The following is a 21906-nucleotide window of genomic DNA, read 5'->3' as shown; positions in this document are numbered from 1 at the left end:
CTTCCGTCGTCATGAAGGCGGTGCGGTACGGCTCCTTGCGGGGACGGTGCGCTTGGCGGTGCCCTGGCGTGCCCATTCCTTTTGCGGGGCGCCCCGCTGCCCGGCGGACTGCAGCGCCCCCTCCAGCGCGAACGTGGCCGCGCCGAGGGACACCGGGTCGGTGGGGATCGGGGAGAGGACGATCTCGGTGGCGGCGAGCGGGCGGCGCAGCGCGTGCCGGGCGACGGCCTGGCGGACCTCGTCGAGCAGCGGCTCGCCCAACCGGGCGGCGACCCAGCTGCTGAGCACGACCACCTCGGGGTTGAGCAGGTTGATCAGATCGGAGATGCCGGCGCCGAGGTAACGGGCGGTGTCCTGGACCACCTTGACCGCCACCGGGTCGCCCGCGGCGACCGCGCGGGCCAGCGCCTCGATGGTGGCCGTCTGGTCCTCGGGGTGCAACAGCGTGGATCGTGGGCTCAGTTCGCGCAGATTCTGCATGATGCCGGGCGCGCCGATGTACGTCTCGACGCAGCCGTGGTTGCCGCAGTGGCACAGCCGCCCGTCCAGCACCAGCGTGGTGTGGCCCCACTCGCCGGCGCTGTTGCTCACGCCCCGGTGCAGCCCGCCGCCGAGCGCGAGACCGGCGCCGACCCCCGTGCCCAGATTGACCACGACCGCGTCCCCGCGGCCCCGCGCGGCCCCGAACCACAGCTCGGCCACCGCGCATGCGCGCAGCGGATTGTCCAGGTGCAGCGGATACGCGATGTGTTCGGCGAGCAGATCGAGCAACGGCACGTCGTGCCAGTCCCAGTTGGGCGCGTACTCGGCCACGCCGGTGTCCCGGTCCACCTGCCCCGGCACGCTCACTCCGACGCCGAGCACCCGGGCCGCCTCGATGCCGGCCTGCGCCACCACCGAGCCGACGGCGGCGGCGACATGGCCGACGACCTGCTCCGGGCGGCTCTCGCCGGGCGGCATGTCCTCGTTGGCGCGGGCCAGCACGTTCAGCGCGAGGTCGAACAGCTCGGCATGGACATAGGTCTCCGCGATGTCGACGCCGATCAACGCGCCCCCCGACGCGTTGACGGACACCAGGCCCCTGGGCCGGCCGCCGGCCGAGTCCTCGAACCCCACCTCGGTGATCATGCGGAGTTCCAGCAGCTCGCCGACGAGCGTGGCCACCGTGGCGAGACTCAGCCCGGTGGCGGCGGCCAGCTCCTGCCGGGAGGTGGGAGACTCGGCGATGATCTGGCGCAGCACCTCGTAGCGGTTCGCGGTGCGGATGTCACGTGATGTGCGCTTCACGCGGCTGCCCCTCCCATCCCGTCCAGCCGGACCAGGCCGGAGCGGTATCGGCACCGGCGCGGGCGTCAGGCTATGGGCTGGGAAGGAGTTTCGACAAGGGGTTAGGAAAGGGGATGGAGAAAGTACTGCGGGCGACCGGCGTCGTCCGTACGCCGCAAGGCGGCGGACGCGGCCGTCAGTCGGCCAGCAGATCCCGTACGAAGGCGTTGGTGAACTTGCCGGCCGGATCCAGGGAGCGGGACAAGGCGCGGAAATCGGGGACGCGTGTATACCGTCGACGGACCACCGCCGGCGGGATCTCGTACACCTTCCCCCAGTGCGGACGCGGGTCGAACCGGGCCAGTGCCTCCTCCAGCCGGCGCACCACCGGCAGGACGGTCGCCTCGTCCGGTACCCAGGTGAAGTGCACTGCCACCGAGTTCCGCCCGTGGGCGGGGCTGAGCCACTGCGTGTCGGCGGCGACCGTCCGTACCTCGCAGGTCTGCAGTACGCCGGCGACCGTCGACCGGATGCCTTCGATCGCATACAGCGCGTCCACCGCCGCCGACCGCGGCAGCAGATACTCAGACTGGATCTCCGCCCCGCTGCTCGGCGTGAACTCCGCCCGGAAGTGCGGCAGTCGCTCGTGCCACGGCCCGGGCACGCCCAGTTGCTCGGTGCAGTTGCCCGCGGGCATGCCTGGCACCGGGTGCAGCGGCACCGCCGCGGGCGCGGCCCACGGGAAGTCCACCGCCGGCTGGTCCGTGCGCCGCTTGACCCATACCTGCCGAAAGCCCGGCTCCCGCCAGTCGGTGAACAGGCTCACGCTGTAACCTGCCGCGGCCACGGCGGCGAAGTCCAGCCCGTCCAGCGGGAGTTCGGTGAACACGTGCTGCGCCACCTCGTACGCCGGCTCCAGGCCGAGCGTCAGCGCGGTGACGACGCCGAGCGCGCCGAGCGAGGTCACGGCACCGTCGAACCGCGCGTCACCCCGGCCTATCGTCACGGTGGAGCCGTCCGCGACGACCAGCTCCACCTCCTGGACGGCCGCGGCCAGCGGCCCGTTGCCGACGCCCGAGCCATGGGTGCCGGTCGCCACCGAACCGGCCACCGAGATGTGCGGCAGGGACGCCATGTTGGGCAGGGCGAGCCCGTGCGCGTGGACCGCGCGGGCCAGTTCGGCGTAGCGCACCCAGCCCGCCACCCGGACCGTGCGCGCGGCCGTGTCGACCTCGATCACCGGGGGCAGCCCGGCGGTGGACAGCAGCACGCCGTCCGGGCCCGGGTCGGCGATCCGGCTGAAGGAGTGCCCGCTGCCCAGCACCCGCACCCGTGTGGCCCCGGCGACCAGCGCCGCGAGCACGTCGGGTGTCGCCGGGCGGTGGAACTCGCGCGCGGTGTACGCGATGGTGCGGGCCCAGTTGGTGACCGCTCCGGCGGTCTCGGCCGTCCCTGTCATCCGTGCGTCCCTCTCGGAGAGTACGTGGGGGAGTACGTCTGCGCCGACCCTCTCATCCGCCATGGCTCGACAGGGAGGCGTGATACGGATTTCGTTGCCAAAGTCGATCTGAACAACGTAATCGATATCTCGCTGGCCTTCTGGGAGCGGTATCGGTACGTTTTCGGTCCATGACTCAGGAACCGCTTCCCGCCCGGCTGCCCGTCACCGACCGCACCCGGCACCGCCGGCTGCGCGAGCAGGGCAGCCTGGAGCGGGCGGAGCTGGAGGCGATCCTGGACGCGGCCTTCGTCTGCCATCTCGGCGTGCTGGTCGACGGACGGCCGGTCGTCGTGCCGACGGTGTACGGACGGGACGAGCATCGGCTGTATCTGCACGGTTCCGTGGCCAGCCGCAGCCTCGCCGGCGACATCCCGGTCTGCATGACCGTCACCCACGTGGACGGGCTCGTGCTCGCCCGGTCCGTCTTCGAGCACGGCGTCAACTACCGCAGCGCCATGGTCCACGGCACGGCCCGCAGGGTCACCGACCCGGAGGCGAAGCTCGAAGGCCTGCGCCGGCTGAGCGAGCACTCCGCACCCGGCCAGTGGTCGTACGCCCGCCGCCCCAGCCGCAAGGAACTGGCCGCCACCACCCTCCTCGCGCTCTCCCTCCAGGAGGCCTCCGTCAAGATCCGCACCGGCGCCCCGGAGGACGGCGACGGACCCGACGCGGCCCTCGGGCTGTGGGCCGGGGTGCTGCCGCTGACCACGGTCTGGGGCACCCCGGAGCCCGACCCGGCGCTGCCCGCCGGGACGGCCGTACCGGAACACATCGCACGCCGTGCGGGGACCCGGCACGGCTGAGCCGCAGACGGGGGCATACGGTGTGAGGCGTACGCCTGAGCCGGGAGGAGACAGACGGATGGGCAGTCGTACCGCGCTGGTCGAGGATCTGATGGAGCGCTTCCCGCAGGTGCCACGGGAAGCCGTCTTCAAGGAGGACCTGCTGCGCGGCGGGGTCGCCTTCGACCCGTCCGCCCTCAGCGACAACGAGAGCGGCGAGGTCAAGCCGAAGTCGTACTTCATCTTCTCCTTCGACCACGGCACCCTGCCCGAGCTGGGCGAGGCGGCGCTGAGGCGCCCGCCGGAGGAGATCATCCTCACCGGCGGCCCGTACGACCTGCGCCGTACCGTCGTCTCCGTACGGGTGAACCCGGCCTCGCCGTACCGGGTGGCCGCCGACGACGAGGGGCTGCTCGGGCTCTACCTCGACGGAAAGCGCATCGCCGACGTCGGCGTGCCGCCCATGCCGGAGTACTACCGGCACACCCTCTCCAACGGAAAGTCCGTGATGGAGGTGGCCCCGACCATCCAGTGGGGCTACCTGATCTATCTCACCGTCTTCCGGGTCTGCCAGTACTTCGGCGCCAAGGAGGAGTGCCAGTACTGCGACATCAACCACAACTGGCGCCAGCACAAGGCGGCCGGGCGGCCGTACACCGGCGTGAAGGACGTCGAGGAGGTGCTGGAGGCCCTGGAGATCATCGACCGGTACGACACCCAGAAGGCCTCCACCGCGTACACGCTGACCGGCGGTGCCATCACGAAGACGGTTGCCGGGCGTGACGAGGCCGACTTCTACGGCCACTACGCCAGGGCCATCGAGGAGCGCTTCCCGGGGCGGTGGATCGGCAAGGTCGTGGCCCAGGCGCTGCCGCGTGACGACGTACAGCGGTTCAAGGACTACGGCGTACAGATCTACCACCCCAACTTCGAGGTCTGGGACCGCCGGCTGTTCGAGCTGTACTGCCCCGGCAAGGAGCGCTACGTCGGCCGCGACGAGTGGCACAGGCGGATCCTGGACTCCGCCGAGGTGTTCGGCGCGCGCAATGTGATCCCCAACTTCGTGGCGGGCGTGGAGATGGCCGAGCCGTTCGGCTTCACCACCGTCGACGAGGCCATCGCCTCCACCACCGAGGGCCTGCGCTTCTTCATGTCGCACGGCATCACGCCCCGGTTCACCACCTGGTGCCCGGAGCCCACCACCCCGCTCGGCAAGGCCAACCCGCAGGGTGCGCCGCTGGAATACCACATCCGGCTGCTGCAGGCCTATCGCCGGACGATGGACGAGTTCGGGCTCTCCTCCCCGCCCGGCTACGGCCCGCCCGGACCGGGCCGCGCGGTCTTCTCCGTCAGCTCCTTCATGGACAGCCTGCCCGCCGGCGAACCGGCGGCGGCCGCCGAGGAGGCACCGGCCCAGGCCTGATCCGGTGCGCTGAGACGAACGGCGCCCGCATCCGTACGGGAGGGTGAAGTTGCGGGCTCGTCGCGTCACGCATCCGCGTCACCACCAACGGTAACCGGATGTGAACAGGGCGCTTGTCAGTTGTGTCGAGGACGTGAAAGGCTCTGTGTCTGCCGCGAGGTTTCCTGCAACTCCCTTCCCCCTGTGGTGAGTTGACCTCGCTCGTGGATGCAGGAGTCCTATGCCCGACCTGCCGACGCCCAAGGACGCCACTGAGACCGCGCTGTTCTCGGAGGGCTGGGACGCGGTGCTCAGCTACGCCGACCTGTGCACTTCCGGATCCCTGACGGCCCATCAGCTGGCGACCGAGGCGTTCACGCTCGGCATGCGCGAGGTCCGCGCCGCCGCACGCACCCATGTGCGCGGCGCGGGCCGGCGTACCGCACGACTGCCCACGATCCCGGCGCTGCTCACCGCCGTACGCGACACCGCCGCCGCCTGGGAGGCCGACGGGCAGGGCCACCGGCTCGACCCCGACCTCAGGCTGTGGCTCAACTCCGCGCAGGCCGCCCGCTATACGAGCCGGCCCCTGGAGCGTCCGGTCGCGCTGCGCGGCCTCAGGGACATGCAGGAGGCGGACGCCTCACTGCTGTGGCTCGCCGAGGTGGAGGCGCTGCCCCTGCCCGCCGTCGCCCGCCGGCTCGGCCTGGACCCGGCCGCCGTCGCCGACGAACTCGACCAGGTCCGCACCCTGTTCCGGGACCGCTGCCACCGCGCCCACCTCGACAGCCCGATGGACGCGCGGTGCCGCTCCTACGCACGGCTGCTGGACGCGGTCACCCGCTCGTCGGCCGCCGACACCCCCGACGACCTCTCCCGGCACCTCGCGACCTGTGTGCGCTGCGCCGAGGCCGCCGCCTGTCTGCGCCTGCACGGCGGCGGGCTGCCCGCCGCGCTGGCCGGCGGGGTCATCGGCTGGGGCGGCCTCGCCTATCTCGAACGCCGCCGCCGCGCCGCCGAGGTCCGCCTCGGCGCGGGCCGCCCCGCCGCCGGCCCCGGCGACCCCGAGGAGGGTGCCGGCCGCAGCCGCGTCCTGCGCGGCGGCCTGCTCGCCGCCGCCGTACTGCTCTCGGCGCTCGCGCTCGGCGTGTCGATGATGCCGTTCGGCGGCTCCGGTGCCGACACCGCGGCGGCCCGCGACGACACCGCCGCCCACGACGACGGCCGGCCGGTCACCGACCCCGGCGTCCCGCACGCCGCCCCCCGGCGGCCCACCTCGCCCACGGTGTCCGCCGCCACCCCCTCCGCGGCGCGTACGACGGCGGGCTCCGGCCGCCGGGACACCGACCCCGAACCGCAGGGCACCTCCTCGGCCACGCCCGAGCCCGACCCCGACCCCGGCCGCGGCACCGCCTCGCCCGCCGCGTCCTGCCAGGTCGCCTACCACCTCGTCAACCAGTGGCCCGACGGCTTCCAGGCCACCGTCACCGTCACCACCGACCGGCCCCTCGCCGGCTGGAAGGTCTCCTGGACCTTCCGCGACGGCCAGCGGGTCGGCCAGATGTGGGACGCCACCGCCCAGCAGAACGGCTCCCGCGTCACCGCCACCGCCGCCGACTACGACACGACCGTCGCCGCGCACGGCACCCTGTCCTTCGGTTTCCTCGGCACCTGGCAGGGAAGAAACCGGTCCCCGTACGATTTCACGCTCGACGGAGCATCCTGCACGGCCGGTTGAGCGTGCCGCAGTCTGCCCGGTTGCTTCAGCGCTGATCTCTGTTGGTACTCCGTGCTCGACACGGCGGTCCACAGCAGTCGGCTGATCCGCGACCATGTGCCCGCCCACGTCGACTGCGACGTCCTCTTCGTCACCGCGACCCGTGATCGCGCGCCCGACGCGGCCAGGGCACGGGATGTCTGGCTTCCCCACGTCGGCGGGGCGTTCCGCGAGGTCGAGGTCGACTGCCGCCACGCCGACCTGCTAGGTCCGCAGGCGCTCGGCGAACTCGGCCCCGTGGTGGCCGCCGCGCTCGACCCCGCCGGTAGGAAGTGACGGCTCATGGGACGACTGCTGGCCGACCGCACCGTGCGGTGGTTCATCGCGGGACAACTGTGCGCGGTGCTCGGGGACACCATGCTGTGGCTGGTGGCGGGCATGGTCCTGTGCGGCGCGAGCATGCCGTGGATCGCGGTGGGCCTGACCACGGTCGGGCTGCGGCACACCGCTCCCGAGCTGGTCGGCCGGGTGTACTCGGGCTTCAACCTGATGATGGTCCTGCCGCAGATGCCCGCCATGGCCTGCGGCGCGGCTCTGATCGCGGTGCTTGACTTCAGGGTGATCCTGGTGGTCATGTCGGCGGTTGTGACAGCGGCGGCCTGCTGTCTGTTCACCCGCAAGGAACAGCGGTGGACGGCGAAGGCGCCGGCCGACGAGCGGATGGCCGGGGAACCCCGCCACGAACCGGATCGGGTGTGAGCCACGTGAGCGACCAGGGGCGGGCCGACGGGAGCAGCCGGGCGAGCGGGCTGAGGAAACTGCCGCGCCCGGCTCGCGTCGCCGTCCTGTTCATGGCGGCCGGCATGGTCTACGGAGCGCTCGTGCACCTCGTCGCCGTCGTGCAGTGGGGTGCCTACTCCCGTGCCTGGGCGCCGAGTTGGCTCAACATGTTCTGGAACTCACTGATCGTGCTCGACCTGCTGCCCGCCGCACTGCTCCTGAGAGGGCGCCGGCTGGGACTCTACGCCGCGTGCCTGGTCATGGCGGCGGACCTGGCATCCAATCTCTACGCCGTCTACGGGGTGCGCTCCGGCGACATCGGCAGCGCGTACGACGTACAACTCCTGCTGCTTTTCGGCCTGTTCGTCTTCACCGCGACGCCCTGGCTGCGCCGCCACACCGACTGAGCGGAAAATGAGTGGTGCCGGATTTCGGGCACCGCTAACCTGAGGGGGATTCGTGCGGCGGCCATGGGCTGCCGCTGTGTCCTGAGCGAGGAATTGGAGGTGTGCCCGATGACTGTCTCTGTGATGGGCGCTGCCCGCGACCAGAAGTTCATCCACGCCGCCTCCGTGGTCACCGGCTGACAACTCACCTACAGGCACGTCGACGCGTGCCCGCCGGGACCACCCTTGTGAAGGGTCTCCCTTGAATCTCTCCTCTCTTTCGGCGTCATCGGATTCGGCGCATCCTCTCGCCCGCTTCGGCTGGGACGAGGGGTGGGTGTCGCAGTTCGCTCCCTACGCCGAGCAGGGCTTCCTGCCCGGTCGTGTGGTACGGGTCGACCGCGGCCAGTGCGACATCGCCACCGCCGACGGCGTCGTCCGCGCCGACACCGAGTTCGTCGTTCCCCGTGACCCGATGAAGGTCGTGTGCACGGGCGACTGGGTCGCCGTCGACCCCGACGGTGATCCGCGGTATGTCCGCGCGTATCTGCCGCGCCGCACCGCGTTCGTGCGCTCCACCTCCTCCAAGCGGTCCGACGGGCAGATCCTCGCCGCCAACGTCGACCACGCCGTCGTCGCCGTGTCGCTCGCCGTGGAGGTCGACCTCGGCCGCATCGAACGCTTTCTCGCCCTGGCCTGGGAGTCCGGCGCCCAGCCCGTCGTCGTCCTCACCAAGGCCGACCTCGTGCCGGATCCGGTCACCCTCGCCCACCTGGTGCAGGACGTCGAGACGAGCGCGCCCGGCGTGCCCGTGCTCACCGTCAGCGCCCTGCACGGCGAGGGCCTCGACGTCCTCGTCGCACTCGTCGGCTCCGGTACGTCCGTGCTGCTCGGCCAGTCCGGCGCCGGCAAGTCCACGCTGGCCAACGCCCTCGCCGGCGCGGACGTCATGGACGTACAGGCAGCGCGGGACGTCGACGGCAAGGGCCGGCACACCACGACCACCCGCAACCTGCTCGCCCTGCCCTCCGGCGGTGTCCTCATCGACACACCGGGCCTGCGCGGAGTCGGCCTGTTCGACGCGGAAAGCGGCGTCGGTCAGGTGTTCTCCGAGATCGAGGAACTGGCCGGGCGATGCCGTTTCCACGACTGCGCCCACGAGACCGAGCCGGACTGCGCGGTGCGCTCCGCCGTGGACAACGGGGAGCTTCCCGTGCGACGGCTGGAGAGCTACCGCAAGCTTGTGCGGGAGAACCAGTGGATCGTCGCGAAGACCGATGCGCGGGTCCGCACGGAGCTTCGGCGGGACTGGAAGCGGAAGGGCGCGGCGGGGAAGGCGGCGATGGAGGCCAAGCGAGGGCGTCTTCAGTAGGCACCCTGTGCTGGATGCGCCGGCCCTGATCGAAGACGCAGGCCAGCTCCGTGTCCGTTTTCCGCTGGCCCGTCCTCGGCCGACGTCCCACACTGGACCACGTGATGGACGAGGACAGCAGGTACGAGGCGGTGCGCAGCCGGGACGGGCGGTTCGACGGGGCGTTCTTCTTCGCCGTCGAGACCACCGGGATCTACTGCCGGCCCAGTTGCCCGGCGGTGACGCCGAAACGGCACAACGTGCGGTTCTTCCCGACGGCCGCCGCCGCGCAGGGCTCGGGGTTCCGGGCCTGCCGGCGGTGCCGGCCGGACGCCGTGCCGGGATCGGCGGAGTGGAACGTGCGGGCGGATGCCGTCGGGCGGGCCATGCGGCTGATCGCCGACGGCGTCGTGGACCGGGAGGGCGTCGCCGGGCTCGCCGCGCGGCTCGGCTACAGCGCGCGGCAGGTCCAGCGGCAGCTCACCGCCGAGCTGGGCGCCGGGCCCGTGGCGCTCGCCCGGGCCCAGCGGGCGCACACCGCGCGGGTGTTGCTGCAGACCACCGGCCTGCCGGTCACCGAGATCGCCTTCGCGTCCGGGTTCGCCAGCGTGCGGCAGTTCAACGACACCGTCCGGGAGGTGTACGCCTCGACACCCACGGAGCTGCGGGCCGCCGCTCCCGGCGGCCGGGGTGCCGCTCGGGGGCGCGATACCGCCGGCGGGCGTGGTGCCGGGCGCGCCGCCCCGGGCGCCGGGATCCCGCTGCGGCTCGCCTATCGCGGCCCGTACCAGGCCGCCGCCGTCTTCGACCAGCTCGCGAAGGAGGCGGTGACCGGTGTCGAGGAGGTTTCCGGCACCCCCGGCGACCGCACCTACCGGCGCACGCTGCGGCTGCCGTACGGCACCGGAATCGCCGCCGTCGACGAGCGGACGCGGACCGTGAAGACCGGCACCGGCACCCGCCCGGGCGGCTGGCTCGACGCGAGGCTGCACCTCACCGACCCCAGGGACCTCACCACGGCGGTGCAGCGGCTGCGGCGCCTGTTCGACCTGGACGCGGACCCGTACGCCGTCGACGAACGGCTCGGCGGCGATCCGCGGCTCGGACCGCTGGTCGCGGCCCGGCCCGGACTGCGCTCGCCCGGCGCCGTGGACCCGCTGGAGCCCGCCGTCCGCGCCCTGGCCGGGAGGGAAGGCGCGGAGGAACTGGTGCGCCGGTACGGCAAGGTGCTCGACTCGCCCTGCGGCAGCCTCACCCATCTCTTCCCCGAGCCCGCCGCGCTCGCCGAGGCCGAGCCGCACGGCCCGCTGGGCGCCCTCGCCGCCGCCCTCGCCGACGGCACCGTACGGCTGGACCCGGGCGCCGACCGGGACGACGCACAGGAAGCCCTGCTCGCCCTGCCCGGCATGGACCCCGCCACGGTCGCCGCCCTGCGGGTGCGCGCCCTCGGCGATCCGGACGTCGCCCCGCCCGGCGCCGAGCTGCCCGACGACTGGCGGCCCTGGCGCTCGTACGCCGTCCAGCATCTGCGCGTGGCAGGGGAGTGGAGTCGATGACGACCGGATACTGGACCCAACTGGACGCTCCCGTAGGCCGGTTGCTGCTCACCGCCGACGCGGACGGGGCGCTCTCCTCGCTCTCCGTGCCCGGACAGAAGGGCGGGCTGACCGTGCGGAGCGCGGGGGACGACCGGCGGCAGGACGCCGGACCGTTCCGCGCCGCCGCGGACCAGCTCGCCGCCTACTTCGCCGGTGAACTCAAGGAATTCCAGCTTCCGTTGAGTCCCCACGGTACCGAGTTCCGGCAACGGGTGTGGGCGGCGCTGGACGAGGTGCCGTACGGCTCCACCGTGACGTACGGGCAGATCGCCGCGCGTATCGGCGCATCCCGTGCGGCAGTTCGCGCGGTGGGCGGCGCGATCGGCGCCAACCCCCTGCTGATCGTGCGCCCTTGCCATCGCGTCATCGGCGCCGACGGGTCGATGACCGGGTATGCGGGCGGGGTCGAACGGAAGGTGTGGCTGCTGACCCTGGAGGGCGCACTCGCCGCCTAGGCCGCCCTGGACGGTGTCCGTTTTCTGGGGGGCGTTTCCCCCGGCCGGAAGATCTGGTCCAGGCGGTAGTCGAGGACCACGGTCGCGGATTCCGTGCTGCGCTGGCCCACCAGGACGCCGGTGCCCACGCGTGGGCGTCCACCCCGGGCCGGAGCGGCCCGGTGACGGTGGCCTCGGCGGCGTCGGGGTCCTTGACGAACGGCTGGGCCGCGAGCGCCTCGTCGGTCACCGACAGCACGGCGTAAGCGGTGTAGAGGTGATGGAAGAGTCGGCTCTCCTCGTCGACCGGCAGGGCCGCAGTCAGGCCATGAGCCCGGACACGCCGCGCGATGGCTGGACGAGGCGCCCCGAAGGTGCCACGGTCCGCTCCGGGGTCCGCGCCCACCGTATCCGCCGACGGGTGCCGCAGCCCCTGTCCGAAGACCAACTGGCCGCTGTCCGCACGCCGTTGTACCTGCTGCCGACCGACCACGCGGAGCGGGCCAACCGGCTGATGCCGGATTTCATGGACTCCGCCGAGAGCGGCCTGCCGACGCCGCGCTAGAACGCCGTTCCTCCGGCCGTCGGGGCAGCTGTCCCGCCACGTCGTCACCCCTCTGCTCCGCGATGTGGCCGAGTCGCGCACCCGCCAGGGCCGTACGGGCGCGGTGCGACGAGGCCCGCAGAGTTGGCCTGCGGCCGCCTGTGCGGGGCGGTCTTGGTCGTGCAGCCTCGTCGAGGGCCGGTGCCGGTGTGCGGGGCGACGGTCGCCGGCTACCCCCGGGTTGCGCCGAGCGGGTGGACCGCGGCCGAAGGTGCGCCGGCCCGGCGCGGCCGTGTGGCACGGTCTGCTCCGACGAGCAACGGGGAAGGGCGGGTGCGGAGATGGCCGAGGTCAGACGGGTCCTCGCGGTGCTGCTGCTGACGATGCTGCCGGGCACGACCGCACCGGCGGTCGCGGAACCCGTGCCGCCGCCCTGGACCGGCAGCTGGGAGACCGCGCCGTCGGGAACCGCTTCCGCACTGCCCGGCGCCGCCGTCCGCAACGTCGTCCATCTCAGCGTCGGCGGCACCGCCGTGCGCATCCGGCTCAGCAACCGTTTCGGAACCGCACCGCTACGGCTCGGCGCGGTCACCGTCGCGCTGCGCCGGGCGGCCGGCCCGGACGCCGTACCCGGCACCCTGCGCACCGCCACCTTCCAGGGCGCGCCGACCGTCACCCTCCCGCCCGGCCAGGACATGGTCACCGACCCGGTGCCGCTGCCCGTCCCGGCCGCCGCCGATCTCCTCGTCACCGTGTACACCCCCGGCGACGACGGCCCCGCGACCTTCCACCAGACCGCCCTGCAGACCAGCTACGTCGCTCCGGCCGGGGCGGGCAGGGCCGCCGACGAGGCGGGCGCCGCCTACACCACCACCATCAACCGCTGGTACTACGTCACCGGCGTCGACGTCCTCGGGGACGCCGCGGGCAGCGTCGTCGCGTTCGGCGACTCCCTCACCGACGGGAACGGTTCCACCCCCGACACCAACCACCGCTGGCCCGACCGGCTCGCCGAACAGGTCCGCGCGGACCGGCTCGGCGTCCTCAACGCCGGGATCTCCGGGAACCGTCTGCTGCGCGACGGCGCGGGCCCGAGCGCCCTCGCCCGCCTGAACGCCGACGCCCTGGACCGGGCCGGCGTACGGGTCGTGGTCGTCCTGGAGGGCATCAACGACATCAAGGGCACACCGACGGCCGACGACGTCACCGCCTATGCCGACGCCTACCGCGCGCTCGTCGCCCGCGCCCACGCCCGGGGCATCCGGGTCGTCGGCGTCACCCTCACCCCGTACCGCGGCTTCTCCGCCTACACGGACGCCCGCGAGGCGGTACGGCAGCGGGTGAACGCGTTCATCCGCACCGGCGGCGCCTTCGACGCGGTCGCCGACGCCGACGCCGTCCTGCGCGACCCGGCCGACCCGACCCGCCTCCTGCCCGCCTACGACCCCGGCGACCACCTGCACTTCAATGACACGGGCATGGCACAGATCGCGGACACGGTGCGCCGGGCACTCGGAGCGACGGGGTCCCGGTCGGCCGGGGCCCGGTGAGGGCGGCGCAGGCATGGCCGGCCGGGTCCCGGCGACGGCTCAGCCCCACAGGACCGCCCCCAGCCAGGCCCCCGCGATCAGCAGACAGGCGAACAGTTCCGCCAGCACACTGGAGCCGCCCGAGCGCATCGCCGTGCGCAGGGCGGCCATCGCCTCGCCGTGCCGGCCCAGGCGCAGCCGCTCGTGCAGATAGATCCCGGCCATGAACCCCGGCAGCGCGCCGAGCACCGGCAGCAGCACGAAACCGAGGAACGCCCCCGCGCCCGCGTACACCCCCATCTCCGGCGTGGCGCCGCTCTGCCGCAGCCGGCGCGGCGGCAGCGCGGCACGCACCGCCAGCGACAGCAGCAGTACCGCGGTGGCGCCCACCAGCACGGCCCAGGCCACCGGCCGCGGATCCGTCAGCGCCCACCACAGCACCGCGGCCCACACCAGCCACGACCCCGGCACCCCGGGCACCAGCACTCCGCACAGGCCGAGCCCGATCACCACGCCGACCAGCAGGAGTTCCGACACTCCCATCTGCCCAGAGTGCCGGAGAACCCAGGAAACGGCAGACCCGTGCCGGACCAGGGCAGCGGGCGGCTACGAGCGGGTGACCCAGCCCCGCTCGTACGCGTACCAGCCCAGCTGCAGCCGGGTCGTCACACCGGCCAGCTCCATCAGCCGCCGCACGCGGCGCTGCACGGTCCGCAGGCCCAGGTCGAGCTGCTTGGCCACGCTCGCGTCGGTCAGCCCGGCCAGCAGCAGCGACAGCACCTCCAGATCGGTGGCGTCCGGGCCGTCCGGCCGCTCCTCGGCCACCCCCGCCGCGTCCACCCGCAGCGGCAGCGCCTCCCGCCACACCGACTCGAACAGCCCGGCCAGCAGCTCCAGCAGCCCGCTGGCGTGCACCACCAGCGCGGCCGGCTCCGCCGTCCTCGAGGTCAGCGGCACCATCGCGAGCGAACGGTCGGCGATCACCAGCTTCGTCGGCACCCGGTCCACCGCCCGCACCTGCTCGTTCCGGCCGAGCGCCGCCGTCAGCTCGGTCAGCCCGTGCGGCAGATCCAGCACCGCGCGCTCCACCACCACCCGGTAGCGCACCCCGCGCCCGGCCGCCTGTTCCTCCGCCTCGTTCTCCAGGCCGGACACGACCACCGGATTGCCGGTCACCAGCGCGCACACCTCCTCGGCCGCCCCCAGCTGCAGCTGCAGAAAACGCTGGGCGACCGCCGCGGGACCGGTCACCACCTCCACCAGGTCGTGTACGGCCGGCTCGGCCGCCGCCGCCCGGTACTCCTCCGCGAGCAGCGCCGCCGCCAGCTCCGCCTGCTCCAGCTCGTGCCGCTGCTGCGTGAGCAGCGCGCCCAGCGCCACCCCGGGCGGCGCCGCCACCCAGCGGCCCGGCCGGGCCGGTGACTGGGCGGCGAGCCCGTGCCCCTCCAGCCGGCGCAGCGCCCGCTCGGCGTCCGGCTCGGCCAGTGCCAGGCGCCGCGCCAGATCGGACACGTCGGCCGCGCCCACGGACACCAGCGCCCGGTAGGCCGCCTCGTGCGTCTCGTCCAGCCCTATCGCTGCCAGCATCGGCCTAAGCCCCTCCCTGGAACGGACCTGGGACCAGGCCCGAGAACACGCCACCGACAAGCCGCCACGACGGGTACGCCCTGGCGGAAACCGGCCACGGCGCAAACCCGCCGCGGGACATCATCGCCGTAGCGGAGGGGGGTCTGCCAAGGTGGCAGCACCGCGGGACGCGTGATGTGCGCTCGATTCACAGCTGCGTCCCAGGAAACCAAGCCATAATCCGGCCATCCGACCGGTGCCTGACAGAGGCCCGGTCGCCCGGACGGTGGCCCGGGCCCGGACGTGTGCGAGCCACGCGAAGGGGATCCGGGGCCGGGTCACTTCTGACGTCGCCGGGCGGTCCTCCCGTGGGGGGTGGGGCTGCCCGGCGGCCATCTACCGGCTTTCGCACGGCCGTTCACTCCGTCACACGCACGCGGTTCGAAGTAACCGGGTACGCCGGATTTTCCCGATGCCCCGTTTCCACACGGCCCGTGCGGTGGACAATTAGGGGCATGAGCCAGCAGGGGGGAAGGCCCGCCCGTCCCGAGGACGACTGGTGGGGACAGCTGTACGACGACTCCACCGAGGACACGGGCCCCACGGCCGCGCCCGACACCCTGGACGACCGGTTCGCCTCCGCGAAGTTCACAGTGACGGACCTGCCGATCCGACCACCGGGCAAGCGCGCGGGCGGTGACGCGGGTGGCGGCGGAGGCGCCGGTACGGGCCTCGGCGTCGGGACAGGCGGCGACGGAGTTGCGGAGCGAGGTGCCGCCCCGGGCCGAGACCTGGGCACGGGCGGAGGCATTGGCGCGGGTGGCGGCGGAGGCGCCGGTACGGGCCTTGGCGTCGGGACAGGCGGCGACGGGGTTGCGGGCCGAGGTGCCGACCCGGGCCGAGACCTGGGCACGGGCGGAGGTGTCGGCGGGGGCGGTGACGCGGGTGCGGGCCGGGGCATCGGCACCGGCCGAGGCGCTGGCGCGGGCACGGACGCCAGCGCGACGCGACGCGGGGACAGTGACCCGTGGACAACGGTTTCGGACCGGCCCGCGGTACCGCCACAGCGCACGACCGACACCCCGTCCGCCCCACCGCCTCCCGCTCCCACCCGCGCCGCGTCGACCGACACACCGCCCCGCCCGCGGACCCCCTGGGAACCGCCCCCGGCCCCGCCCGAGCCACCCCGGCCGACCGGGCAGCAGCAGCCCGCGCCCCCCGCCGAACGCCCGGCGCCCATGCCGCCGACGGCCGCCGAGCCCCCGGCCGAGCGCCCCGCACAAGGCCTGCCGACGCCCGCCGCGCCGCCCGACCCACGGGACGCGTCCTCGCCGGTCCTGCCCCGCCAGCCGTGGGATCTGCCGGTCCCCGGCTCACCCGCCGAACCACACAACGCGCCGACCTCCGCCCCGCGCCCGCAAGACCTTCCAGCCGCCACCACCCCCGACCCCACCGAGCCCATCGCAGCCGCGCCCGCGCCTCCATCCGCGCCCCTTCCCCCGCCTGCACCTCCAGCCGCCACCATCGCCTGCCCCACCGAGTCCACTCCAGCCTCGCCCGCGCCCCCATTCGCGCCCCTTCCCCCGCCCGCATCCCCAGCCGTCACCGCCCCCGGCTCGACCGAGCCCATCCCAACCCCGCCCGCGCCCCTTCCCCCTCCTGCACCCCCAGCCGTCACCACCCCCACCCCGGCCCAGCCCGCCCCATCCGCGCCTGCTCCCTCGACCGTCGCCACGTCCGGCCCCGCGGAGCCCACCCCAACCCCGCCCGTACCCCCAGCCGCCACCACCCCCTGCTCGGCCGAGCCCATCGCAGCCGCGCCCGCGCCCCAATCCGCGCCCCTTCCCCCGCCCGCCCCCCCAATCGTCCCCACGCCCACCTGCACCCCCGGCACCCCCGGCATCCCCGGCATCCCCGGCCCCGTCGAGCCCGCCCCCGCCCAACCCTCCGGATCGGGGCGGTTCGTGGCTCCGTCCTCGCCTCCTTCCGCCGTTGACTTCGTCGGTTCCGGGCCGCCCACCTACGACCCCGAACCGACCGCGTTGCCCGGTGCCGATCCGGATGGGCTGGGGGAGTTGGTCGCGGACACCGTGCTGGACGGTGCCCGGTACGGGGCGTGCACGCTGCGGGCGGTGTCGCTGCGCGGGGACTCGGGCCGGTACCGGGGCGAGCCGCGCCGGGACGCCCTGCTCACCGCCCGGTTCGGGACGGGGGAGCAGGCACTGCTGCTCGTCGCGATGGCGACCGGGGTGCGGGGCGTGCCGGGCGCGCATCTGGCGGCGGCCGAGGCGTGCCGGTGGATCGGGCGGGCCGTGGGCCGCAGCCATCACCGGCTCGTGGAGGACATCCGGGCGGCCCGGCGCGGCGATCTGAAGTCGGGGCTGCAGCGACTGACCGACCGCAGCCTCGGCAGGCTCCGGGCGAGCGCCGCCGAACAGGGCGTCGACCCGGAGGAGTACACGGCGAGCCTGCGCTGTCTGCTGCTGCCCGCCGACCCCGACTGCCGTACGCGCGTGTTCTTCGGCGTCGGCGACGGCGGCCTGTTCCGGTTGCGGGACGGCTCGTGGCAGGACATCGAGCCGCGCGTCACGCCGGACGACACCGGCGGCGCGTCCGCCCTCGGTTTCGGCTCCCCACCCGCGAAGACGTTCGCCGAAACAGCCGAGGGCGACCGGCTCACCATGGACCTCGGCATCCCGACCCCGCCGAGCCCCTTCGAGCCGGCCCTGGAACCGCCCCGCGAGCCGTTCCGGTTCCGTGCCTCGGACGCCCGGCCGGGTGACGCCCTGGTGATGTGCAGCGCGGGCCTGGCCGATCCGCTGCGCGGCGAGGCCGCCCTCTGCGCCTACCTGGCCCGCCGCTGGTCCGGCCGTACCGCGCCCGGCCTCGCCGCGTTCCTCGCCGACGCCCAGGTGCGGGTGAAGGGCTACGCCGACGACCGTACGGCGGCGGCCGTGTGGGAGGCGTAACCGCTTCCCCTGTGGATTGATGGAACCGAGGACCACGGAGGCAGTCGGGACCATCGAAGGGGCAGACAAGAGAACATGGCCAAACAGAACGTTGCCGAACAGTTCGTCGACATCCTCGTCCGCGCCGGCGTACGCCGCCTCTACGGCGTGGTCGGCGACAGCCTCAACCCGGTGGTGGACGCCGTGCGCCGCAACTCCGCCATCGACTGGATCCATGTGCGCCACGAGGAGACCGCCGCCTTCGCGGCCGGTGCCGAGGCGCAGATCACCGGGAAGCTGACCGCGTGCGCCGGCTCCTGCGGCCCGGGCAATCTGCACCTGATCAACGGCCTGTACGACGCCCACCGCTCCATGGCCCCGGTGCTCGCGCTCGCCTCGCACATCCCGTCCAGCGAGATCGGCCTCGGCTACTTCCAGGAGACCCATCCCGACCGGCTCTTCCAGGAGTGCAGCCACTACAGCGAGCTGATCTCCCACCCGAAGCAGATGCCCCGGCTGCTGCAGACCGCCATCCAACACGCGGTCGGGCAGCGCGGGGTCAGCGTGGTCGCGCTGCCCGGTGACATCGCCTCCGAACCGGCCCCGGAGAAGTCCGCGCAGAGCGCCCTCGTCACCTCCCGGCCGACCGTCCGTCCCGGCGACGCCGAGGTCGACGCGCTCGTGGAGATGATCGACGAGGCGCGCAGGGTAACCCTTTTCTGCGGCAGCGGCACGGCGGGCGCGCACGAGGAGGTCATGGAGTTCGCGGAGAAGGCCAAGTCGCCGGTGGGGCATGCGCTGCGCGGCAAGGAGTGGATCCAGTACGACAACCCGTACGACGTCGGCATGAGCGGACTGCTCGGCTACGGCGCCGCCTACGAGGCCACCCACGAGTGCGACCTGCTGATCCTGCTCGGAACCGATTTCCCGTACAACGCCTTCCTGCCCGACGATGTGCGGATCGCCCAGATCGATGTGCGGCCCGAGGTGCTCGGCCGCCGCTCGCGGCTCGACCTCGCCGTGTGGGGCGATGTGCGCGAGACGCTGCGCTGTCTGATCCCGCGGGTGCGGGAGAAGACGGACCGGCGTTTCCTGGACCGGATGCTGAAGAAGCACGCCGACGCGTTGGAGGGCGTGGTCAAGGCGTACACCCGCAAGGTCGACAAGCACGTCCCGATCCACCCCGAGTACGTGGCCGCCGTCCTCGACGAACTCGCCGACGACGACGCCGTGTTCACGGTCGACACCGGGATGTGCAATGTGTGGGCCGCGCGCTACATCTCGCCCAACGGCCGCCGCAGGATCATCGGTTCGTTCTCGCACGGCTCGATGGCGAACGCGCTGCCCATGGCGATCGGTGCCCAGTTCACCGACTGGCACCGCCAGGTGGTGTCGATGTGCGGCGACGGCGGCTTCTCGATGCTGATGGGCGACTTCCTGACGCTCGTGCAGTACGACCTCCCCGTCAAGGTCGTCCTGTTCAACAACTCCTCCCTCGGCATGGTCGAGTTGGAGATGCTGGTCGCCGGACTCCCCTCGTACGGCACCGCCAACGTCAACCCCGACTTCGCCGCCGTCGCCCGCGCCTGCGGTGCCCACGGGGTGCGGGTGGAGAAGCCCAAGCAGCTCGCCGGGGCACTGAAGGACGCCTTCAGGCACCAGGGACCGGCGCTGGTGGACATCGTCACCGACCCCAACGCGCTGTCCATCCCACCGAAGATCAGCGCCGAGATGGTCACCGGATTCGCGCTGTCCGCCTCGAAGATCGTGCTGGACGGCGGCGTCGGCCGCATGCTCCAGATGGCCCGCTCAAACCTGCGCAACGTGCCGCGGCCTTAGCGAGTCGGTTTCCCGCGACCCGATTCGCTGGACGGGCGCTGGCCCCGCCCCTCGCGGGGACCGTGCACCGGGCCGTAAGGGGATGGATTTCGGCCACTTTCACGGCGCGTGACGGTGTGCCGACGGCCGATGCCGCGCGCATCTGCCTTGCCGTTCCGGGACGTCCGTGGCGCCCAGCGCCCTGCGGGGAGCCGGAGATCCCGGTGCGGCGGGGCCCGGTGGGCGGCCCGGACGGCGTACCGCCGTGGCCGAACCGCCGGTCATCGGGCATACGTCATGACTGGCTGTGTGCGCGCTGGGCAAGCATCCCCCGTGAACGTGTTCGACCAGGAGGGGCAGGGTCCAGCGGCGTGCGGGCGGGGGTCATGAAAAGTCAGGCACGAGGGGGCGGTCCCGCGGTCGTCGGGGACTCCTCGGCGACGACGGGGGAAGAGGCCGGCACCATCACGGAACACGCGCACCGGCTCCGGCGCAGGCTGGGGCGGGCGGATCTCAGGGCGGTGCCCGAGGCCCGCCGGGAGTTGCGCGAACTGCTGCGGCACTGGGGCAAGCCCGGCCGCTCGGAGATCGCCGAACTGCTCACCAGCGAACTGGTCACCAACGCGCTCGTCCACACCGACGACGACGCGGTCCTCACGGCCGTCGTGGAGCCTGGCGGACTGCGCGTGGAGGTAAGGGACTTCGTGGCCCGGAGACCGGACCTGAGAGGCCCGGACACGGACGACGACACCCATGGGCGGGGCCTGGTGCTGGTGCAGTCCCTCGCGGACGCCTGGGGCGTACGGCCGCACGGGGTCGGCAAGTCGGTGTGGTTCGAACTGGGTGCCGAGGCCGCGTGAGGCCGCGGGCGGGTACACCACGGGCCGGGGTGTGACCCGCGCGGTCACGCCCCCGGCCCGTCGCCATGTCAGGGTCCCGGTCGGTTCTAGCCGAACTGTTGCTCCAGGTCCTTCAGCTTGCGCTCCAGCGAGTCCAGGCGCGGCAGGGCCATGGTGTCGTCCTCGGCGGTGAGGTCGACGGTCACCTGCTCAGCGGATCCGCTGCGGACCGGCTGCAGGGAGGGACGGGCGCGTACGGGCAGTTGCTCCGCGCTGGATATGGCAGGCTCCGCGGTCATCTCGGCGGGGGCACGCTCCACCGCCTGTACCTCGACCTGCCGGCCGCCGCGCCCGACGAAGCCGCGGTGGCCCCGGCTGATGGCCTTCAGCTGGGCCCGCTCCAGGCGGTGCTGCTCGCGCCGGCGCTGCCGCGTCTCCTCCTTGTGCCGCTTGTCGTCGCGGACCTCCTCGACCGCCTCGTCCAGGCTGCGCACCCCTTCGAGGAGCATCAGCGACCAGGCCCTGTAGGTCTCGCGAGGGGCGCGCAGCCAGCGCACGATGCGGATCTGCGGCAGCGGGCGCGGCACCAGGCCCTGCTCGCGCAGCGCGGCCCGGCGGGTCTGCTTCAGCGCCCGGTCGAACAGGACGGCCGCGGACAGTGACATACCCGAGAAGAACTGCGGGGCGCCCGCGTGGCCGGTGCCGCGGGGCGCGTGCACCCAGTTGAACCAGGCCGCCGCCGCGGCGAACATCCAGACGAGGATCCGGGAACCGAGTGCGGCGTCACCGTGGCTGGCCTCGCGCACCGCGAGGACGGAGCAGAACATCGCCGCTCCGTCCAGGCCGAACGGCACCAGGTACTGCCAGCCGTCGGCCAGCCCCAGATTCTGTTCGCCGAAACCGACGAGGCCGTGGAAGGACAGGGCGGCGGCAACCGCCGCACAGCAGAACAGGAGCACGTAGGAGGCCGTGCCGTAGATGGCCTCCTTGCGTCTGCGGCGCTCCTCGCTGCGCTCCCAGGAGTCGTCCGTGCTCGCGTTCTCCCCGGAGGAGCGCTTGCCGCGCGCGAGCACCGCCACCGCCGCCAGCATGCCCAGGAGCAGTACGGCGCCGGGAAGCAGCCAGTTCAGCGATATGTCGGTCAGTCTCATCAGGGGTCCCTTGCATTGGGATAGGGCGTAACGCCCGCCATAGTGGCCCACTCCCGAGGACCCTCAGGGGGTTTCGGGGCAAGAGGCCGCCAATGAAGTGCAAGGGGATGCCCAGGGCGGCGTTCTGCTCGAACTGCCGCTTGAGGGGCGGGAGTTGAGTTCGAATAAGACTACCCGTACGGAGGGTTCCCCGGAAAGTTCCCGAGACGGGTGGGGAAGTTGTGAACTCCCTGTCCGGGGGCGGGCGGCCCGGTCGCGACGATCTTAGTGGCCTTGAAGGCGTGCTCCGGACCT

19 protein-coding genes and 1 pseudogene are annotated in these 21906 nt (G+C 73.1%); 14 read left to right on the top strand and 6 right to left on the bottom strand.

The annotated features are described in order from the left end of the window. Nucleotides 1–9: 9 nt before the first annotated feature. Both AB0L75_RS02135 and AB0L75_RS02130 read right to left on the bottom strand, forming a co-directional pair. Entirely contained in the window at nt 10–1287 is a 1278-nt protein-coding gene (locus AB0L75_RS02135; protein WP_365174064.1) for an ROK family transcriptional regulator, read from the bottom strand. Between the two features lie 175 nt (nt 1288–1462). Beyond that, nucleotides 1463–2725, bottom strand: a complete 1263-nt coding sequence (locus AB0L75_RS02130) for an FAD-binding protein (protein WP_365174061.1) — start codon at nt 2723–2725, stop codon at nt 1463–1465. A 170-nt stretch (nt 2726–2895) separates the two neighbouring features. On the opposite strand from AB0L75_RS02130, the gene AB0L75_RS02125 reads away from it, so the two are divergent. The 9 genes from AB0L75_RS02125 (at nt 2896) to AB0L75_RS02085 (ending at nt 11238) form a co-directional block, all read left to right on the top strand. Further along, a complete protein-coding gene (locus AB0L75_RS02125) occupies nt 2896–3570 on the top strand; it encodes a pyridoxamine 5'-phosphate oxidase family protein (protein ID WP_365174059.1) in 675 nt (224 codons plus the stop codon). Nucleotides 3571–3628: 58 nt separating this feature from the next. Further along, nucleotides 3629–4972: a radical SAM protein gene (locus AB0L75_RS02120; protein WP_365174056.1), complete on the top strand. Its 1344-nt coding sequence runs from the start codon at nt 3629–3631 to the stop codon at nt 4970–4972. Nucleotides 4973–5192: 220 nt separating this feature from the next. Next, nucleotides 5193–6689, top strand: a complete 1497-nt coding sequence (locus AB0L75_RS02115) for a cellulose-binding domain-containing protein (protein WP_365174054.1) — start codon at nt 5193–5195, stop codon at nt 6687–6689. A gap of 51 nt (nt 6690–6740) precedes the next feature. Then, nucleotides 6741–7004 (top strand): hypothetical protein, encoded by a 264-nt coding sequence (locus AB0L75_RS02110; RefSeq protein ID WP_365174052.1) that lies wholly within the window; start codon nt 6741–6743, stop codon nt 7002–7004. 6 nt (nt 7005–7010) lie between these two features. Beyond that, nucleotides 7011–7427, top strand: coding sequence for a hypothetical protein (locus AB0L75_RS02105; RefSeq protein WP_365174050.1), 417 nt, complete (start codon nt 7011–7013; stop codon nt 7425–7427). A gap of 5 nt (nt 7428–7432) precedes the next feature. Further along, nucleotides 7433–7855, top strand: coding sequence for a hypothetical protein (locus AB0L75_RS02100; RefSeq protein WP_365174048.1), 423 nt, complete (start codon nt 7433–7435; stop codon nt 7853–7855). 241 nt (nt 7856–8096) lie between these two features. Further along, on the top strand, nt 8097–9206 hold the full coding sequence (rsgA, locus tag AB0L75_RS02095; RefSeq protein ID WP_365174045.1) for a ribosome small subunit-dependent GTPase A: 1110 nt from the start codon (nt 8097–8099) through the stop codon (nt 9204–9206). A gap of 104 nt (nt 9207–9310) precedes the next feature. Next, nucleotides 9311–10741, top strand: a complete 1431-nt coding sequence (locus tag AB0L75_RS02090) for an AlkA N-terminal domain-containing protein (RefSeq protein ID WP_365174860.1) — start codon at nt 9311–9313, stop codon at nt 10739–10741. Further along, nucleotides 10738–11238: a methylated-DNA--[protein]-cysteine S-methyltransferase gene (locus AB0L75_RS02085; RefSeq protein WP_365174042.1), complete on the top strand. Its 501-nt coding sequence runs from the start codon at nt 10738–10740 to the stop codon at nt 11236–11238. Before AB0L75_RS02090 ends, AB0L75_RS02085 begins: the two co-directional genes overlap by 4 nt. Here the strand turns inward: AB0L75_RS02085 and AB0L75_RS02080 are convergent. Beyond that, nucleotides 11235–11542 (bottom strand): annotated as a pseudogene (locus AB0L75_RS02080) (TetR/AcrR family transcriptional regulator); the annotation flags it as partial. The gene AB0L75_RS02085 and the pseudogene AB0L75_RS02080 sit on opposite strands and share 4 nt — an antisense overlap. Between AB0L75_RS02080 and AB0L75_RS02075 the strand changes: the two are divergent. Continuing rightward, a complete protein-coding gene (locus AB0L75_RS02075; protein ID WP_365174896.1) occupies nt 11498–11782 on the top strand; it encodes a hypothetical protein in 285 nt (94 codons plus the stop codon). The pseudogene AB0L75_RS02080 and the gene AB0L75_RS02075 sit on opposite strands and share 45 nt — an antisense overlap. Before the next feature lie 320 nt (nt 11783–12102). Then, the gene (locus AB0L75_RS02070) at nt 12103–13311 is read left to right on the top strand and encodes an SGNH/GDSL hydrolase family protein (RefSeq protein ID WP_365174039.1); all 1209 of its coding nucleotides are present in this window, start codon (nt 12103–12105) and stop codon (nt 13309–13311) included. A gap of 39 nt (nt 13312–13350) precedes the next feature. Here the strand turns inward: AB0L75_RS02070 and AB0L75_RS02065 are convergent, their stop codons facing one another. Both AB0L75_RS02065 and AB0L75_RS02060 read right to left on the bottom strand, forming a co-directional pair. Further along, nucleotides 13351–13833: a DUF456 domain-containing protein gene (locus AB0L75_RS02065; RefSeq protein WP_365174036.1), complete on the bottom strand. Its 483-nt coding sequence runs from the start codon at nt 13831–13833 to the stop codon at nt 13351–13353. Between the two features lie 63 nt (nt 13834–13896). After that, on the bottom strand, nt 13897–14877 hold the full coding sequence (locus AB0L75_RS02060; RefSeq protein ID WP_365174034.1) for a helix-turn-helix domain-containing protein: 981 nt from the start codon (nt 14875–14877) through the stop codon (nt 13897–13899). A 494-nt stretch (nt 14878–15371) separates the two neighbouring features. On the opposite strand from AB0L75_RS02060, the gene AB0L75_RS02055 reads away from it, so the two are divergent. From AB0L75_RS02055 to AB0L75_RS02045, 3 genes are all read left to right on the top strand, one after another. Beyond that, on the top strand, nt 15372–17825 hold the full coding sequence (locus AB0L75_RS02055; protein WP_365174031.1) for a protein phosphatase 2C domain-containing protein: 2454 nt from the start codon (nt 15372–15374) through the stop codon (nt 17823–17825). 75 nt (nt 17826–17900) lie between these two features. Beyond that, the gene (locus AB0L75_RS02050; protein WP_365174029.1) at nt 17901–19643 is read left to right on the top strand and encodes a pyruvate dehydrogenase; all 1743 of its coding nucleotides are present in this window, start codon (nt 17901–17903) and stop codon (nt 19641–19643) included. A gap of 365 nt (nt 19644–20008) precedes the next feature. Continuing rightward, on the top strand, nt 20009–20482 hold the full coding sequence (locus tag AB0L75_RS02045) for an ATP-binding protein (RefSeq protein WP_365174026.1): 474 nt from the start codon (nt 20009–20011) through the stop codon (nt 20480–20482). Nucleotides 20483–20568: 86 nt separating this feature from the next. Here the strand turns inward: AB0L75_RS02045 and AB0L75_RS02040 are convergent, their stop codons facing one another. Next, complete coding sequence (locus tag AB0L75_RS02040; RefSeq protein WP_365174024.1) at nt 20569–21612, bottom strand: DUF2637 domain-containing protein; 1044 nt, start codon at nt 21610–21612, stop codon at nt 20569–20571. Between the last annotated feature and the right edge of the window lie 294 nt (nt 21613–21906).

This window comes from Streptomyces sp. NPDC052101 (assembly GCF_040680235.1).
In the GTDB taxonomy this organism is placed as follows: Bacteria; Actinomycetota; Actinomycetes; order Streptomycetales; family Streptomycetaceae; genus Streptomyces.
This window is presented reverse-complemented; position numbering and strand designations above follow the sequence as displayed.